Annotated in this window: 13 protein-coding genes; 8 read left to right on the plus strand and 5 right to left on the minus strand. The window is 59.4% G+C overall.

Features of this window, described 5'->3' with window-relative positions; genetic code table 11:
- Positions 1-120: 120 nt before the first annotated feature.
- Both J3P77_RS01835 and J3P77_RS01840 read right to left on the minus strand, forming a co-directional pair.
- Positions 121-540 carry a DUF3010 family protein gene (locus J3P77_RS01835; RefSeq protein WP_434679225.1) on the minus strand — a complete coding sequence of 140 codons (420 nt, stop codon included), beginning with the start codon at positions 538-540 and terminating at the stop codon, positions 121-123.
- 55 nt (positions 541-595) lie between these two features.
- Positions 596-1,006 carry a lysozyme inhibitor LprI family protein gene (locus tag J3P77_RS01840; RefSeq protein ID WP_434679226.1) on the minus strand — a complete coding sequence of 137 codons (411 nt, stop codon included), beginning with the start codon at positions 1,004-1,006 and terminating at the stop codon, positions 596-598.
- Positions 1,007-1,234: 228 nt separating this feature from the next.
- On the opposite strand from J3P77_RS01840, the gene J3P77_RS01845 reads away from it, so the two are divergent.
- From J3P77_RS01845 to J3P77_RS01870, 6 genes are all read left to right on the plus strand, one after another.
- Complete coding sequence (locus J3P77_RS01845) at positions 1,235-2,212, plus strand: dipeptidase (protein ID WP_434679228.1); 978 nt, start codon at positions 1,235-1,237, stop codon at positions 2,210-2,212.
- 81 nt (positions 2,213-2,293) lie between these two features.
- Positions 2,294-2,824: a DUF5943 domain-containing protein gene (locus J3P77_RS01850; protein WP_434679229.1), complete on the plus strand. Its 531-nt coding sequence runs from the start codon at positions 2,294-2,296 to the stop codon at positions 2,822-2,824.
- A gap of 15 nt (positions 2,825-2,839) precedes the next feature.
- Positions 2,840-4,900 (plus strand): dimethylglycine demethylation protein DgcA, encoded by a 2,061-nt coding sequence (gene dgcA, locus J3P77_RS01855; RefSeq protein ID WP_434679231.1) that lies wholly within the window; start codon positions 2,840-2,842, stop codon positions 4,898-4,900.
- Positions 4,901-5,042: 142 nt separating this feature from the next.
- Complete coding sequence (gene dgcB / locus J3P77_RS01860) at positions 5,043-7,004, plus strand: dimethylglycine demethylation protein DgcB (RefSeq protein WP_434679233.1); 1,962 nt, start codon at positions 5,043-5,045, stop codon at positions 7,002-7,004.
- Positions 7,004-8,224 (plus strand): electron transfer flavoprotein subunit alpha/FixB family protein, encoded by a 1,221-nt coding sequence (locus J3P77_RS01865; protein ID WP_434679235.1) that lies wholly within the window; start codon positions 7,004-7,006, stop codon positions 8,222-8,224. The genes dgcB and J3P77_RS01865 overlap by 1 nt, the downstream gene beginning before the upstream one ends.
- Entirely contained in the window at positions 8,214-9,020 is an 807-nt protein-coding gene (locus J3P77_RS01870; RefSeq protein ID WP_434679237.1) for an electron transfer flavoprotein subunit beta, read from the plus strand. Before J3P77_RS01865 ends, J3P77_RS01870 begins: the two co-directional genes overlap by 11 nt.
- A gap of 752 nt (positions 9,021-9,772) precedes the next feature.
- Here J3P77_RS01870 and J3P77_RS01875 read toward each other — a convergent pair.
- On the minus strand, positions 9,773-11,449 hold the full coding sequence (locus J3P77_RS01875) for an ATP-binding cassette domain-containing protein (RefSeq protein ID WP_434679238.1): 1,677 nt from the start codon (positions 11,447-11,449) through the stop codon (positions 9,773-9,775).
- Between the two features lie 493 nt (positions 11,450-11,942).
- The gene (gbcA, locus tag J3P77_RS01880) at positions 11,943-13,241 is read right to left on the minus strand and encodes a glycine-betaine demethylase subunit GbcA (RefSeq protein WP_434679239.1); all 1,299 of its coding nucleotides are present in this window, start codon (positions 13,239-13,241) and stop codon (positions 11,943-11,945) included.
- Between the two features lie 320 nt (positions 13,242-13,561).
- On the opposite strand from gbcA, the gene gbcB reads away from it, so the two are divergent.
- Entirely contained in the window at positions 13,562-14,662 is a 1,101-nt protein-coding gene (gene gbcB / locus J3P77_RS01885) for a glycine-betaine demethylase subunit GbcB (RefSeq protein ID WP_434679241.1), read from the plus strand.
- A 243-nt stretch (positions 14,663-14,905) separates the two neighbouring features.
- On the opposite strand, the gene J3P77_RS01890 is transcribed toward gbcB, so the two are convergent.
- Positions 14,906-15,166, minus strand: a complete 261-nt coding sequence (locus tag J3P77_RS01890; RefSeq protein ID WP_434679243.1) for a hypothetical protein — start codon at positions 15,164-15,166, stop codon at positions 14,906-14,908.
- 179 nt (positions 15,167-15,345) lie between these two features.
- Between J3P77_RS01890 and J3P77_RS01895 the strand changes: the two genes are divergently transcribed.
- Positions 15,346-16,182, plus strand: coding sequence for a 23S rRNA (adenine(2030)-N(6))-methyltransferase RlmJ (locus J3P77_RS01895; protein ID WP_434679244.1), 837 nt, complete (start codon positions 15,346-15,348; stop codon positions 16,180-16,182).
- Positions 16,183-16,290 lie beyond the last annotated feature (108 nt).

Below are 16,290 nucleotides of genomic sequence, written 5' to 3' on the forward strand. Positions count from 1 at the left end.
CGCCTGGATTGTTCACATCGCCAGCAAGCTGCCTCCTCTGGGACAGCGACCGCGCTGCCTGAAATTGCTGCCGCTGCGCGCCAGATCGCAGGCAAGCCAGCTCCTACAGCCGTCGTGTGCTCAAGCGCTTTTCATCAGCCCCGCGCAAGCGGTCTTGAACGCTTCGTGCTGGTACTTGTTCAGGGTTTCGGGCAGCTGGAATGAATGTTTCTTGTTCTGGGCGTTGATGGTCTGGGGCGAGATTAGTGTCACGCTGCAATCGGAGATGAGCTGCAGGACCGTCTCGATCTTGAACGTGGTCGGGCCGCCGGCGAATTCGCCCTTTTTGCTGCGCTTCTTGATGGCGATATGGCTGATGCCGTTTTCCCGCAGGAAGCCGGCCACCTGGGTGGCGAACGCTTGAACGTTGGCCGCTTCGTCATCGTCCGCAAGCCCCAGTTTACGGGTCGCCAGGGGGACGTGAACGACGCTGCCGTTCTGGAGCGTCGCCAAAGCGAAGATCGCTTCGCTGCCTTTGATTTCTACACCGCAAATAATCATGAGAACGCCTGATACTTCTGGTTCAAGGATGAAACACAGGGTATCTCATTGCGGCTTATTCCTGCGCTATCGACTCCAGATACTCCGAACGCTCGTCGCTCATGCGCGCGATGCAGTCATTCTCGCTGATGGTATAGGCCTTGCTGCCCGCCGCGGAGGGGAAGACTTCAACCGCGCAGTCGGCATCACGCAGTTTTTCCCAGGCCTGCTGGGCGGTCTTGAGCTTGCTGGTGAAGTCGTTGAACTGGGTCTTGTTGGCGACGAATTGCGACTGTACGCGCGCCAGCAGGTTCTGGAAGTTTTCCTTGAGCAGCTCTTCGGCGGTGTGCCGGCTGTAGACCGAACATTCCAGGGTCTGGCTTTCGCTGTCGACGCCATCGCACGGCGTCGTTTCCGGGTCTTCAGCGGCATGGGCGACGGTCGCGGTCGTCGCCAGCAGGGCCAGGGTCAGAAAAAACGTTTTCATCGAGTCGCTCCGATCCATTGATGCGCTGGATTCTGTCTCAAGCGCGCGTTAAAGAACAGGTATACGACACAGCTCGATGCCGCACTGTCGTCGATTGTCGCGACTTGACGCTTTCGGCAAACCCCCTGTCGTTTTTGCACCCGGCTCGCCGCAGCTGGCGGCATATGCTGGCCCCAATAGCGCCGACAGCCGATTCGGTGCGCCAGCACTTGAACAGGGGACAGCCTGATGAGCCCAGCCGAACTGCACGCCGACAGCATCATTATCGACGGGCTGATTATCGCCAAATGGAACCGTGAGCTGTTTGAAGACATGCGCAAGGGCGGCCTGACCATGGCCAACTGCACCGTGTCGGTGTGGGAGGGCTTTCAGGCGACCATCAACAGCATCTGCACCAGTCAGAAGCTGATGCGCGAAAACAGCGATCTGGTCATGCCGGTGCACACCACCGCCGACATCCGCAAGGCCAAGGAGCTGGGCAAGACCGGCATCCTGTTCGGCTTCCAGAACGCCCATGCCTACGAAGACCAGATCGGCTACGTCGAGATCTTCAAGAAGCTCGGCGTCGGTATTGTGCAGATGTGCTACAACACCCAGAACCTGGTCGGCACCGGCTGTTATGAGCGTGATGGCGGCCTGTCGGGTTTCGGGCGCGAGATCGTCGCGGAAATGAACCGCGTCGGCGTGATGTGCGACCTGTCCCACGTAGGCTCCAAAACCTCCGAAGAAGTCATCCTCGAATCCAGGAAGCCGGTCTGTTATTCCCACTGCCTGCCTTCCGGCCTTAAAGAGCACCCGCGTAACAAGTCCGACGCCGAGCTGAAGTTCATCGCCGACCACGGCGGATTCGTCGGCGTGACCATGTTTGCGCCGTTCCTGGCCAAGGGAATCGACTCGACCATCGACGACTACGCCGAAGCCATCGAGTACACCATGAACATCGTTGGCGAGGACGCCATCGGGATTGGCACCGATTTCACCCAAGGCCATGGTCAGGAATTCTTCGAGTACCTGACCCACGACAAGGGCTACGCCCGGCGCCTGACCAGCTTCGGCAAGATTATCAACCCGCTGGGTATCCGCACCGTGGGCGAGTTTCCGAACCTGACCGAAACCCTGCTCAAACGCGGCCATTCCGAGCGCGTTGTCCGCAAGATCATGGGCGAAAACTGGATGAGCGTCCTGCAGAACGTCTGGGACGTCTGACGCCCCGCGCCACCTCACCGAACTGATAACCCCACCGCGCTTGAGCGATGGGCATGAACCCGAATGTCTGGAGTTTGACCCATGGCCAAGATCGCCCCGCAACTGCCCATCGAAGTCGATAGCGAAACCGGCGTATGGACGTCCGATGCACTGCCGATGCTGTACGTGCCGCGCCACTTTTTCGTCAACAACCACATGGGCATCGAAGAGGTTCTGGGTGCCGAAGCCTACGCCGAGATTCTGTACAAGGCTGGCTACAAGTCCGCCTGGCACTGGTGCGAGAAAGAAGCTGAATGCCACGGTCTGGAAGGCGTTGCGGTATTCGAGCACTACATGAAACGTCTGTCCCAGCGCGGCTGGGGCCTGTTCAAGATCCAGGACATCGATCTGGAGCGAGGCACCGCGAGTATCAAGCTAGAGCATTCCTGCTTCGTGTACGTCTACGGCAAGGTCGGTCGCAAGGTCGATTACATGTTCACCGGCTGGTTCGCCGGCGCAATGGATCAGATCCTCGCCGCGCGGGGCAGCCCGATCCGGACCGTGGCCGAGCAGGTCTACAGCGGCTCCGAACAAGGGCATGACGACGGTCTGTTTGTCGTTAAACCGGTGTAAGGCGAGGTTCGTGCTATGGCATTCGAAGCGATGTTTCAGCCTCTCCAGATCGGAAAGCTGACGATCCGAAACCGCGTACTCAGTACTGCGCATGCGGAGGTCTATGCGACTGACGGCGGCATGACGACCGAGCGCTACGTGAAGTACTACGAAGAGAAGGCCAAGGGCGGCATAGGCCTGGCGATCTGCGGCGGGTCCTCAAGCGTGGCTATCGACAGTCCGCAAGGCTGGTGGAAGTCCGTCAACCTGGCGACCGACCGCATCATCCCGCACTTCCAGAACCTGGCTGACGCCATGCACAAGCACGGCGCCAAGATCATGATCCAGATTACTCACATGGGCCGTCGCTCCCGCTGGGACGGCGATCACTGGCCGACCCTGATGTCGCCCTCGGGCATCCGCGAACCGGTGCACCGCGCGACCTGCAAGACCATTGAACCGGAAGAAATCTGGCGGGTGATCGGCAACTATGCCAGCGCCGCCGCCCGTGCCAAGGCCGGTGGACTGGATGGCGTCGAGCTGTCCGCCGTGCACCAGCACATGATCGACCAGTTCTGGAGCCCGCGCGTCAACAAGCGGACCGACGAATGGGGCGGCAGCTTCGAGAACCGTATGCGTTTCGGGCTGGAAGTCATCAAGGCCGTGCGCAAGGAAGTCGGCCCCGATTTCTGCGTGGGCCTGCGCCTCTGTGGCGACGAATTTCACCCCGATGGCCTGAGCCACGAGGACATGAAGCAGATCGCCAAGTACTACGACGATACCGGCATGATCGACTTCATTGGCGTTGTGGGTTCCGGTTGCGACACCCACAACACCCTGGCCAACGTTATCCCCAACATGAGTTATCCACCGGAGCCATTCCTGCATCTGGCCGCCGGCATCAAGGAAGTGGTCAAGGCGCCGGTACTGCATGCGCAGAACATCAAAGACCCCAACCAGGCTACCCGGATTCTGGAAGGCGGCTACGTCGACATGGTTGGCATGACCCGCGCGCACATTGCCGACCCGCACCTGATTGCCAAGATCAAGATGGGCCAGATCGACCAGATCAAACAGTGCGTCGGTGCCAACTACTGCATCGACCGCCAGTATCAGGGGCTGGACGTGTTGTGCATCCAGAACGCCGCGACCTCTCGCGAATACATGGGCGTGCCGCACATCATCGAAAAGTCCACCGGGCCGAAACGCAAGGTGGTGGTCGTGGGTGCAGGCCCCGCTGGCATGGAGGCCGCGCGGGTATCGGCCGAGCGTGGGCATGACGTGACGCTGTTCGAAAAGAAAGAGGCGATAGGCGGGCAGATCAGCACGGCAGCCAGAGCCCCGCAGCGTGACCAGATCGCCGGGATCACTCGCTGGTTCCAGCTTGAATTGGCGCGCCTGAAGGTTGATGTGCGCCTGGGGACTGCCGCCGACGCCGCCACCATCCTTGATCTGCGTCCCGATATCGTGGTGCTGGCGGTCGGTGGTCATCCGTTTCTGGAACAGAACGAACATTGGGGCGCAGCCGAAGGCCTGGTCGTCAGCAGTTGGGACGTACTGGACGGCAAGGTCGCGCCGGGCAAGAACGTGCTGGTCTACGACACGATTTGCGAATTCACAGGCATGTCCGTCGCCGATTACCTGGCCGACAAAGGCAGCCAGGTCGAGATCGTCACTGATGACATAAAACCGGGCGTGGCGATTGGCGGGACTTCATTCCCGACTTACTACCGCAGCATGTACCCCAAGGAAGTGATCATGACCGGGGACATGATGCTGGAGAAGGTCTATCGCGAAGGCGACAAGCTGATCGCTGTGCTGGAAAACGAGTACACCGGCGCCAAGGAGGAACGTGTGGTCGATCAAGTGGTTGTGGAAAACGGCGTGCGTCCCGACGAGGCGATCTACTACACGCTCAAGGAGGGCTCGCGCAACAAGGGGCAGATCGACATCGACGCCTTGTTCGCGATCCAGCCACAGCCCTGTCTCAGCCAGCCGGGTGACGGTTATCTGCTGTTCCGCATCGGCGACTGCGTGGCTCAGCGAAACACCCATGCGGCGATCTATGACGGGTTGCGCCTGTGTAAGGATTTCTAACGGCTTTTAGGTAACCCTGTGGGAGCGAGCTTGCTCGCGAATGCAATCTGTCAGTCGACATCAATGTGCCTGATCCACCGCTTTCGCGAGCAAGATCGCTCCCACAGAACCTCGAAATCATAGTGCCCCTGTGGGAGCCATCATGCTGAACACTATTCTCCCCATCCTGTTGTTCGCAGCCCTGGCCCTTGCGGTCCTTGGGGTGCGGAGGCGGGTCAGCCTGTGGCGCAACGGCCGGGCTGCAAAAGTCGATCTGCTCGGCGGGCTGCTGGCCATGCCCAAGCGCTACCTGGTCGATCTGCACCACGTGGTGGGGCGCGACAAATACATCGCCAACACCCACGTCGCCACGGCGGGCGGCGCAGCGGCATCCATTCTTCTGGCGGTGCTGGTCCACGGTTTCGGCATGCACAACCGCATTCTGGGTTATGCGCTTTTACTCACCACCGCGCTGATGTTCGTCGGAGCGATCTTCATCTATCGCCGCCGCATCAATCCCCCGGCCCGTTTGTCCAAAGGACCGTGGATGCGCCTGCCGAAAAGTCTGTTGGCGTTCTCCGTCAGCTTCTTTCTGGTCACGCTGCCGGTCGCTGGCGTTCTGCCGCAGGACTTCGGAGGGTGGCTGCTTGCTGCCGTCCTTGCGCTCGGCGTGGCCTGGGGCGTAAGCGAGCTGTTTCTGGGCATGACCTGGGGCGGACCGATGAAGCATGCGTTCGCCGGTGCGCTGCATCTGGCCTGGCATCGCCGCCCGGAACGCTTCGGCGGCGGTCGCTCCACCGGCCTCAAGCCGCTGGACCTGACCAATCCCGATGCGCCGCTTGGCGTGGACAAACCGAAAGACTTTACCTGGAACCAGCTGTTGGGTTTCGACGCCTGCGTGCAGTGCGGCAAGTGCGAAGTGGCATGCCCTGCCTTCGCGGCCGGCCAGCCACTCAACCCCAAGAAGCTCATTCAAGACATGGTCGTCGGTCTGGCAGGCGGCACCGATGCCAGGTTTGCCGGCAGCCCGTACCCGACACCTGACGGCAAGGGCAAGCCCATCGGCGAGCACGGCGGCAATCCGCATCAGCCAATCGTCAACGGACTGGTGGATGCCGAAACGCTGTGGTCCTGCACCACCTGCCGGGCCTGCGTGGAAGAGTGCCCGATGATGATCGAGCACGTCGACGCCATCGTCGACATGCGCCGCCACCTGACCCTGGAAAAAGGCGCAACGCCAAACAAGGGCGCAGAGGTGCTGGACAACCTGATCGCTACCGATAACCCCGGCGGCTTTGCGCCTGGTGGACGAATGAACTGGGCCGCCGACCTGAACCTGCCGCTGCTCGGCGAAAGGCAGACGGCAGACGTGCTGTTCTGGGTCGGTGACGGAGCCTTCGACATGCGCAATCAGCGCACTCTGCGTGCTTTCGTCAAAGTTCTCAAAGCCGCCAGTGTCGACTTCGCGGTGCTGGGTCTGGAAGAGCGCGACAGCGGCGACGTCGCCCGGCGCCTGGGCGATGAGGCCACATTTCAGATGCTCGCGCGCCGTAATATCCAGACGCTGTCGCGCTACAGCTTCAAGCGCATCGTGACCTGCGATCCGCACAGCTTTCATGTGCTGAAGAATGAATACGGTGCGTTCGGTGGCAGCTATCTGGTCCAGCATCACAGCACCTTCATGGCCGAACTGGTTCAGACCGGCACATTGAAGCTGGGGCAGCACAAAGGCACCAGCGTGACCTATCACGATCCCTGTTACCTGGGTCGCTACAACGGCGAGTACGAAGCGCCCCGCGCAGTGCTGCGCGCGCTGGGTATCGAGGTCAAGGAGATGCAGCGTTCCGGATTCCGTGCCCGATGCTGCGGTGGCGGTGGCGGTGCGCCGATTACCGATATTCCCGGCAGACAGCGGATACCTGACATGCGTATGCAGGACATCCGCGAAACCGGTGCCGAGCTGGTGGCCGTGGGTTGTCCACAATGCACCGCAATGCTTGAAGGCGTCGTCGAACCGCGTCCATTGATCAAGGACATCGCCGAACTGGTGGCTGACGCGCTGGTGGAAGAGGCGACCGTGAGCAAGCCCGTTCCGGCCAGACGTGAACCTGCGGAGGTGAATTGATGAGCGATGTTATCCGCCGCGATCCTCGTGCCGAATGGATTGCCCGTAACCGGCTGCACCCGCTGCATGCCGCCATGCAGCCGGCCCCGACTCGCTGGATGGGACCCAACGGCGTGATGCGCCGCAACGTTCATGGCATCGGTTTTATTGGCCCCAACGGCATCAAACGTATCGACCGCAGCGGCGCGCAGCAAGCCGCGGGTGGCAAGCGGTCGGTCACGGTCGAGGTACAGTTGCCTCTGCACCGGGTCCCGGAACCGGCGTTCCATATCTGCGTGGTTCCGGACATGGTCGGTGGCCGGCTTGGCAGCCATGATCGTGATCTGCTTGGGCTTGCCCGTCAGATGGCAGGCGACGACGGCGCAGTGCTTGCCGTGGTGTTCGGCGACCATAAGGAAGTCGCGTTCGACACGGCTGGCGTAGATCGCTTGCTGGTCATTGAAGGTGACGAATTCGACGGTTATGCGCCAGAACAGCGTGTACAAGGCTTGCGCGCTGTGGATAACCAGTTTGCCCCGCGTCATTGGCTGCTGCCTGATAGCCGAACCGGCGGCGGGGAGCTGGGAAGGCGTTTCGCGGCGAGTATGGGGGAGCGGCCTGCTACCCGTGTGTGGCAGGTCAAGGATGATCACTGCATCGGACGCGCAGGCGCCGGTCGTGAAGACATTGTGCGTCCGTTGGCCAAACTGATACTGGCCGCAGCCGAATGCGCCGAGCCGGTCAGCGAAACACGTCATGAAGTACTCGCCGTGGAGTTATCCACAAACGTTCCGCGCAGCCTCTCGCGTATCGAAGATCTGGGTGCTGTGGCAGTTGATCCGGCAGTTATCCCCATGGCGGAAGCCGAGTTCATCTTCTCTGGTGGCAACGGCGTCAAGGACTGGGAATTGTTCCACCGTACAGCCATGGCTTTAGGCGCGACCGAGGGCGCGTCGCGCGTCGCGGTGGACGATGGTTTCATGCAGCGGGACCGGCAGGTCGGCGCCAGCGGCACCTGGGTAACAGCGAGGGTCTACGTCGCCGTGGGTATCTCCGGCGCGATCCAGCATCTGCAAGGCATAGGCGCTTGCGACAAAGTGATAGCGATCAACCTGGATGCGGGCTGCGACATGGTCAAGCGCGCCGACTTGTCCGTAATCGGGGAAAGCGCCGGAATTCTTCAGGCACTGGTCACAGCGGTCGAAGCATGGCGCGGCGGGGAGAAACGTGATGCGGCTTGAGCAAACAACTGCAGTTGTGGATAACAATCCCGTACAGGTTATCAGCCTTGTATCCGTAGGCGCGCACCCGACTTCAGGCCGTACTCGAAGAGCGGAACAAGATGCGCGGGCTGTGGAACTTGGCTTGCGTCTGGTTGGGGATAACTTGCAGGTGCTGCACGCCGGCGAGGCTGATGAACCTGCGCTGCGCGCGTATCTTGGGATGGGACTGAGTGAGCTGCACATTCTGGAGCAGCCACCGGGCGCGGATGCATTGCCCGTACTCGCCGATTACATCAGACACAGCCCCGCGCAGATGGTACTTGCGGGCAGCCAGGCGGAAACCGGCGAAGGCTCCGGCATGCTGCCGTTTCTGCTGGCCGAGCAATTGGGCTGGCCGCTGGTGACAGGTCTCGCTGAGGTGGAATCGCTGGGTAACGGTACAGCCTTGGTGCTGCAAGCGTTGCCACGCGGGCAGCGTCGACGCCTCAAGGTTCGCCTGCCATTCCTCGCCACTGTGGATAACGCTGCACCCAAACCCCGACAAAGCGCCTACGGCCCCGCGCAACGTGGGACTCTGGATGTCGAGGAGGTGGAAATTCTGACCGACGATTTACTCACAGGCCAGGCATTGCAGCCGGCGAAGCCTCGTCCGAAGCGGCTGAAAGTCATCAAGGCAAAAAGTGGCGCGGATCGCATGAAAGCGGCCACCGCCAAGGCCAGTGGCGGCACAGGCCAAGTCCTCAAAGGCCTGACCCCTGAAGAAGGCGCAGCCGCCATTCTCAAGTTACTGATAGAAGAGGGCGTGGTCCGATAGCCACGCTCGTGGGGTCAGTTACACACATTGGCTGTGCGTCTCGCTGTGGATAAGGTGTTCGCGGGTTGCTGAACGCCTTGTGCTACGTGGCCTGTAGGCGGTAGATCATTTATTGATCACCCTAAGTGACGGATTTGCCGTGCTTTTTCTTCAGGTGGAAGGCCCGCTACCTTCGTAACTACCCACATTCTCTGTTGGCGCTTCTGTGGACAACTTGTTCGTGATCCTCCGCAGCTCCCGTGTCTAAAGGCGTTCAAGCAATTGATCATAAATTGATCACTACCCTTGGCTCATATGCATATCTCAGCCGAAGCATCGGTAAGACCCAGCTTTGGCAGGTTGTCCACAAACGAAATGCTGCCCAGGCGAAGTTGTACCCAAAGTCTGTTGGTCCTTCTGTGGATAAGATGTTCGTCATCCTCTGCGAGCCTTGCATCCATTGGCTTTTGTAGCCCTGGTCAAAAAACGTACAGCAACCAGCGGCTAGTTAAACCCTTGAGGAGATTGGAATATCTGCCGGATTGAAGGGATAACCACAAAGGTAATCCACAATTGCTGTGTGCTGCCGTGTGGATAACTTGTTCATGAAGCGAGGAACATCCAGTAGAAACGGACCTTCGCTACGGTTGGTTATTTTTTGACCACTTTCGATCCGGGAATCTGTTTACCTGGAAACCGCGCCGCGATCCTTGCGCGGCCCGCCGCTTGCCAGGAACGGCAGCGGTTCTGGCTCAAGGTCCGGCTCCTGAGCATCAACCGCCTCCTGCGATCTCTTTCACCGTTTCAGCAACCGGGCTATCGGTTACCAGTTCACTCCAGCGCCCATCTGCAATGACCTTTCCTTGGCTGATAACGATGACACGGTCGAAGCTCGGCAAGACTGCCAAATCATGAGTAGCGCAGATGAGCCCCCGACTGTTGAAAGAAGAAAAGATGACCTCCCAGACTTTCAACCTCATCTCTTCGTCCAGTGAGGCTGTGGGTTCATCGAACAAGTTGAACTCGCCCGGCCGATTGATCAGCCTCAGTAGCGACAGCCTTTTTGCTTCCCCGCCTGAGATGTTCTTGGCGCCTTCGGCAATGGATCGGTGCTCTACGACGTCTCGAAGCTTCAGCGCGTCGGTCGCGGACCTCACCGAAGGCGATATTTGCCGTCCGAAAAGCACTGAATGCTGAAAGGGTCCTTCAAGGAAAGTTGGATGTTGGGGGCAATAGCGGACGTGACCGAGATATTTGCCAATCTCGGATGAACCTATCTTCAAGCCGTCAGCGCTGAGGTGGCGACGTCCCGATGTCACGATTCCGGCCAATATCTCAAGCAGAGTCGTTTTCCCTCCACCGCTGGGCCCTGTGATCGCAACGGATTGATCGGCACGGAAACAAAGTGGTCGGTCGGTTACAGGAGGAAAGGCCGAAAGCTCAATATGCGAGAGAGAGTCCAGAAAAGCGGGCTCCGTGCTGTCGGCCAGGGCATCCAATGAAAGCGCCCTCTGAAGAGTTTTTTTATCCACGAGAAACTGATCCAGTGTTCTATAGGCCTCGGCCAGCGCACCAATATTGTTTACAAGCATTCCCGCAATCGAAAAGACAGCTATGAGTTCGCCAATCGTCAGCCGGGGCGCAGGCGATAACTGGTCATGGATGCCCCAGGCCAACAGCGCCGCAACGGTAAAACCAAGGTACAGAATTTTGACTGATCCCAGAATGGCGCCAATTCCTGCCACCTTGGTGGCAGCTCGCGCGTAACTTTCGTAGCTGGCGTAAAGCGGTTGAGGGGCACTGTCACAAGCCTGTTCCAGCTTGATGCTCTTGGCCGAATGAAAAGTTTCGTAAAGCTTCGATGACACCAGGTCTTCCTGCTCGTTTACGGCAAGCAAGAAAGGCCGCCGCCAATTGACCAGATGATGGTAGGTAAACAGGTAGCCGACCGACAGTAATGTCGTTATCAGAAGCGGTACGGTCCCTCCGATATAGCTGAAAATACACGCGATCAGAACGACCTCTATTATCAAAGGGAAGCCTGACGTTATCGCAAAGGTCAAAAATTTCTCATGGGCAGTGATTCCGCGCTCCAGCGATTTGATCAAACTACCCAGTCGAAGCGTTGAAAACTGCTCGAATTCTTTTCGCAATATAACGTCTGTCCACTGAATGGACTTGTCCTTCAAAGTGGTTTGTACGAGCTTGACCAATTGATAAGTTTGTAGTGGGTGAACTACCGATTGAAAGACGGCGGCAGCGCAAAGCAAAGATACAAGCAAGAAAGCATGCGACGTGTCTACCCCGTCGGGGACGGTCATGTTGTCAATGATTTTTCCAAGCAGCATCGCTGGCAAGATGGAAATTATTTTCAAAAGGACCGTCATGCTAGTCGCGGAAATAAACAGAGCCCGCTTGGCACGAAGCGTTTCGTTCAGGAAGTCAATCATGGTGGATGGTCTCTACACGAACGATTTATTCGCATGAAGCAGATGCTGCAGTACTGCAGTACTGCCGGCATGCCGGAACTGATCAGCGATAGGCGATGAAGAATCTATTAATAGCAGCCGAATATATCTGCGCCTAGTTCATGTCGCTTATTTGGCGTCTGACAATTCCGTAGGAGGATTCGCTGGTCGTGTAAGAGGGTTTTGGTAAATAACTGAATCTTCTAGATAACGCTTGTAGGACTTGCCTTTTGGCGGATTGAGTCCGTAAGGCGGAGAGAGTCTGAAGGTAGAGGCGAGGGCCTGATCGGTTTCTACGGAAGCTGACCCTGTGGGAGCGGATTTATCCGCGAAAGCTGCATTGCAGACGACGGAAATACCTTGGCTACAGCCGCCACTTCACGGACAAGCGGAGCGCCACCCGCTCCACTCTCACGGGTCCGCTCCGCTCTTGCATCGGTGAGGCAACGTCAATCACATCGAGCGGTTGCAGCACTCACTCGTGATTCACCGCCACGCCTCTCAGATACGGCGCAGGCTCGGCACCGAGGTTTGCCAGAACCCGGGCGCTGTACCAGTCAATGAAGTTCACCACGCCGAACTCGTACGTCTTGGAGTACGGACCTGGCTGGTACGCGGTGGAGTTGATGCCGCGCTGGTTCTCTTCGGCCAGCCGACGGTCCTGGTCGTTGGTCGCGTCCCACACTTCGCGCATGCGCTGCACATCGTAGTCGACGCCCTCAACGGCATCCTTGTGGACGATCCACTTGGTGGTGACCATGGTTTCCTGCGCGCTGATCGGCCAGACGGTGAACACGATGATGTGGTCGCCCATGCAGTGGTTCCAGGAGTGTGGCAAGTGCAGGATGCGCATTGAGCCCAGGTCCGGGTTCTGGATGCGGCCCATGAGTTTTTTGCAGCCGACCTTGCCGTCCAGGGTCATGGATAGCGTGCCTTTGAGCAGTGGCATGCGCACGATCCGGTTGCGTAGCCCGAAGCTTGCGTGGGCGTAAGGAATCTTTTCGGCGTCCCAGGCCGCTGCGGATGCGGCGACGTGATCCTTGAACGCCTGGTCGGCGCGCGGGTCGGTGACGTCGTCCCATTCGAGCAAGGTCTTCAACAGCTCGGGGTGCGAACCGTTGCAGTGGTAGCACTCGCGGTTGTTTTCCAGCACCAGCTTCCAGTTGGCCTTTTCCATCAAGGTGGTCTGCACCGCCACCTTGGTGTTTTCCATGTCGTAGGGTTCCATGTAGTGGCGCAGCGTCGACAGGAACTCGTCGATTGCCGGAGGGTTCTCGGCAAGGCTGATGAAGATATAGCCGCCCGCCGTCTTCACATGGATGGGCTTGAGGCTGAAGTTCTTCATGTCGAAGTCCGCGCCCATCTCCGTGCCGGCGTACAACAGACGCCCGTCCAGCTCGTACGTCCACTGATGGTAGGGACATACCAGCTTGGCGACCTTGCCCTTCTCGGCGGTACAGAGCCGCGACCCTCTATGCCGGCAGACGTTATGGAACGCATTGACGCTGCCGTCCGCGGCGCGCACCACCAGGATCGGGTTCTTGCCGATCTGCAGGGTCAGATAGTTGCCCTTGGCCGGGATTTCGCAGGTCATGCCCGCGATCAGCCATTCCTTGTGAAAGATCTCCTGCATATCGATTTCGAATACGCGTTCGTCGCAGTAGAACGGCTGCGGCAGCGAGAATGTGCGCTCACGATTCTGCAACATCTGCGCGGTTGCCTTGCGTGCAGGTTCAAGCGGATCGCCCAGGCTCAGGGTTGCGGTGACGTCCATTTTCAAAGTCCTCATGACCGCGCGTTTGGCGGCCTGCGAATGTGGCTGATACGGTCAGTGATTGCACGCAAGACGACCTGTGGTTCGTTCAGGCCTGTGAGTAAGGATTACGTAACGACCTGATGCGGAGTGTGGCGATGAGTGAAGCAAGAACCTTATCCATGGGCGACATGGCCGAATCCGTTCCCGACGCGGTAGCCCTGCTGGAGCGGGGCTGGTCGCCGTAAGCATGTGAATGTCGTTGATAGATAAATGGACCGCTCATGCGTTACGCAGAATTCGCTGCAAGAGAGGCCGATAGTCGGCCGTGGAGAGTCAGCATGTCTCAAAGTTTTCTCAGCCCGGTAACGACACAGACATGGGCCAACGGGCGCCACCTTGTCCGGGTCGTCAAAGTGATCCAGGAAACCTGGGACGTGCGCACCTTCTGCTTCATGGCGGACCAGCCGATCCTGTTCTTCTTCAAGCCCGGGCAGTTCGTGACACTGGAGCTGGAGATTGAGGGCATGCCGGTCATGCGCTCCTATACCATCTCCAGTTCACCGTCGGTGCCGTACAGTTTCTCGATCACCATCAAGCGCGTTCCGGGCGGTAAGGTTTCGAACTACCTGCACGACACTCTGCACGAAGGCCAGGAGCTGGCTGTGCACGGTCCGGTCGGGCTGTTCAACGCCATCGATTTTCCCAACCCGAAAATCCTCTACCTCAGCGGCGGGGTCGGTATCACGCCGGTCATGTCCATGGCGCGCTGGTTCTATGACACCAACGGCAACGTTGACATGGTGTTCGTACACAGCGCCCGCTCGCCCAAGGACATCATCTATCACCGCGAGCTGGAGCACATGGCGTCGCGTATCGATAACTTCAGCCTGCATCTGGTCTGTGAAAAGCACGGACTGGGCGAGCCCTGGGCCGGTTATCGCGGCTACTTGAACCAGAAGATGCTGGAACTGATGGCGCCGGATTTCATGGAACGCGAAGTGTTCTGCTGTGGCCCGACGCCTTACATGAACGCGGTCAAGCGGCTGTTGCAGGATAACGGCTTCAACATGGCGCAGTACCACGAAGAGTCCTTTGGAGCGACGCCGCCCGAAGCCCGCGCCGATGCGGTCGAGCAGGCCGAGATTGCAGCGGAGGCGCCGGATGTCGACGTGGCGGATCTGCATCAGGTGGAATTTACCGACACAGGCAAGAGCATCCGCGTTGCGCCGGGCGAAACGGTGCATGCCGCTGCGGCCAAGCTCGGGCTGATGATCCCCAAAGCGTGCGGTATGGGGATCTGCGGTACCTGCAAGGTCATGAAACTGAGTGGTGAAGTGGAGATGGAGCACAACGGCGGCATCACCGATGACGACGTGGCCGAGGGTTACATCCTCTCGTGCTGCAGCGTGCCGAAGGGCGATGTGCGAATTGAGTATTGAAAGGCGCCAGGCTGATCGGCGCATGCCTTGGAGCAACTGTGTTCTTGAGCCAGATGCGCGTCTGCCTGCAACGCCGCCTCGCCAGCAAGCTGGCTCCTACAGATTTGCGGCTCAGCACAAAACGTAGGAGCGCGCTTGCCCGCGACGAGGTCGGCCAACACCACACAGCTGCTGGTCAGTGCCGGCCCTTTCGCCAGCAAGCTGGCTCCCGCAAAAACAGGGTCGTTGCGTCCCCTCATACAATCAGGAGTGGGTTTGCTTATAGGCTGCCAGGGCGGGCAGCAATTGCTGGTCAATGGCCTGTCGCACGGCCGGCAGTATGGTTGCGCTGCCGGTCAGCAGTTGCTCGACCAGACGACGAAGCGCCGCCGCACGTTCGCTGGTCAGACCGCATACAGCCTGGGCGCAGGCCTGTTCCGCCGTGGCACCGCTGGGCATTTCGAAGCCCAGCGCGCGGAGCTGGCCCAGCAGGTCTTCCTGATCGATCAAATCGGCATGCATCATGGCGCAGGTTCCTGTCTGTCGGGTTTTGCTGATTCTGGTGGGCTCATATCGCTGCGGCAACCCCACCGCCGACTCATTGGCCGGAACACCTATGGTCAGGTCGTTTTCAGTTAAGTCGTGCCTGGCAAGATTGTTCCTGACCAAGTTTTGCTAAACTGCGCAGCCTTCCAGGAGTTGCCATGAATTACCGTCACGCCTTCCACGCCGGCAACCACGCCGACGTCTTCAAACATATTGTCCTGACCCGTCTGATCGCCCTCATGGCGCGCAAGGAGCAGCCGTTCGCGTATCTCGACACCCACGCGGGCCTCGGGCTCTATGATCTAAAGGGTGATCAGGCCACCCGCACCGGCGAATGGCTGGAAGGCATCGGCCGTCTGTGGGGCGCGTCGGACGTGCCATCGCTGGCCGCCGACTACCTTCAGGTGCTGCACGACATGAACCCCGATGGCGAGCTGCGCTACTACCCGGGCTCGCCGGAACTGGCCCGTCGCCTGACTCGCGAACGCGAGCGCGTGCTGCTCAACGAAAAGCATCCGGAAGACGGCCGGCTGCTCAAGGAGAACATGAAGGGCGATCGCCGCGTTGCAGTGCATCTGGGCGAGGGCTGGCATGTGCCGCGCGCCTTGCTGCCGGTAGCGGAGAAGCGCGCGGTGATGCTGATCGACCCGCCGTTCGAGCAGCTCGACGAAATGAAGCGCTGCGCGGTCGCGCTCAAAGAAGCCATAGGCCGCATGCGCCAGACAGTGGCCGCGATCTGGTACCCGATCAAGGACCCGCGCCAGCTCAAGCGCTTTTATCAGGATCTGGCCGAAACCGGCGCTCCAAAGCTGCTGCGCGTCGAACTGTACGTGCATCCGCTGGATACGCCCGCCAGCCTGAATGGCTCGGGGCTGGCCATCGCCAACCCGCCTTGGGGCCTCGAAGAAGAACTGCGCGAGCTCATGCCCTATCTGGCCGGCAAACTGGGGCAGACCCGTGGCGACTGGAAAATGGACTGGCTGATCGCCGAGTAAGCGTTCACTGATCCGCGACGAGCCCGAACCCTGCGCGACGGGCTCAAATCCTGATGGACAAACCCGGTCCACCCCAATTATCTTGCGCGGCAGGCCGCCTCATGTGGC

Origin of the sequence: Pseudomonas sp. R1-18, from assembly GCF_051132095.1 — a bacterium.
Classification (GTDB): Bacteria; Pseudomonadota; Gammaproteobacteria; order Pseudomonadales; family Pseudomonadaceae; genus Aquipseudomonas.

Coding starts and splice junctions, on each gene's coding strand:
- J3P77_RS01835 (WP_434679225.1), bottom strand. CDS start 540: ATGATTATTTGCGGTGTAGAAATCAAAGGCAGCGAAGCGATCTTCGCT.
- J3P77_RS01840 (WP_434679226.1), bottom strand. CDS start 1,006: ATGAAAACGTTTTTTCTGACCCTGGCCCTGCTGGCGACGACCGCGACC.
- J3P77_RS01845 (WP_434679228.1), top strand. CDS start 1,235: ATGAGCCCAGCCGAACTGCACGCCGACAGCATCATTATCGACGGGCTG.
- J3P77_RS01850 (WP_434679229.1), top strand. CDS start 2,294: ATGGCCAAGATCGCCCCGCAACTGCCCATCGAAGTCGATAGCGAAACC.
- dgcA (WP_434679231.1), top strand. CDS start 2,840: ATGGCATTCGAAGCGATGTTTCAGCCTCTCCAGATCGGAAAGCTGACG.
- dgcB (WP_434679233.1), top strand. CDS start 5,043: ATGCTGAACACTATTCTCCCCATCCTGTTGTTCGCAGCCCTGGCCCTT.
- J3P77_RS01865 (WP_434679235.1), top strand. CDS start 7,004: ATGAGCGATGTTATCCGCCGCGATCCTCGTGCCGAATGGATTGCCCGT.
- J3P77_RS01870 (WP_434679237.1), top strand. CDS start 8,214: ATGCGGCTTGAGCAAACAACTGCAGTTGTGGATAACAATCCCGTACAG.
- J3P77_RS01875 (WP_434679238.1), bottom strand. CDS start 11,449: ATGATTGACTTCCTGAACGAAACGCTTCGTGCCAAGCGGGCTCTGTTT.
- gbcA (WP_434679239.1), bottom strand. CDS start 13,241: ATGGACGTCACCGCAACCCTGAGCCTGGGCGATCCGCTTGAACCTGCA.
- gbcB (WP_434679241.1), top strand. CDS start 13,562: ATGTCTCAAAGTTTTCTCAGCCCGGTAACGACACAGACATGGGCCAAC.
- J3P77_RS01890 (WP_434679243.1), bottom strand. CDS start 15,166: ATGATGCATGCCGATTTGATCGATCAGGAAGACCTGCTGGGCCAGCTC.
- J3P77_RS01895 (WP_434679244.1), top strand. CDS start 15,346: ATGAATTACCGTCACGCCTTCCACGCCGGCAACCACGCCGACGTCTTC.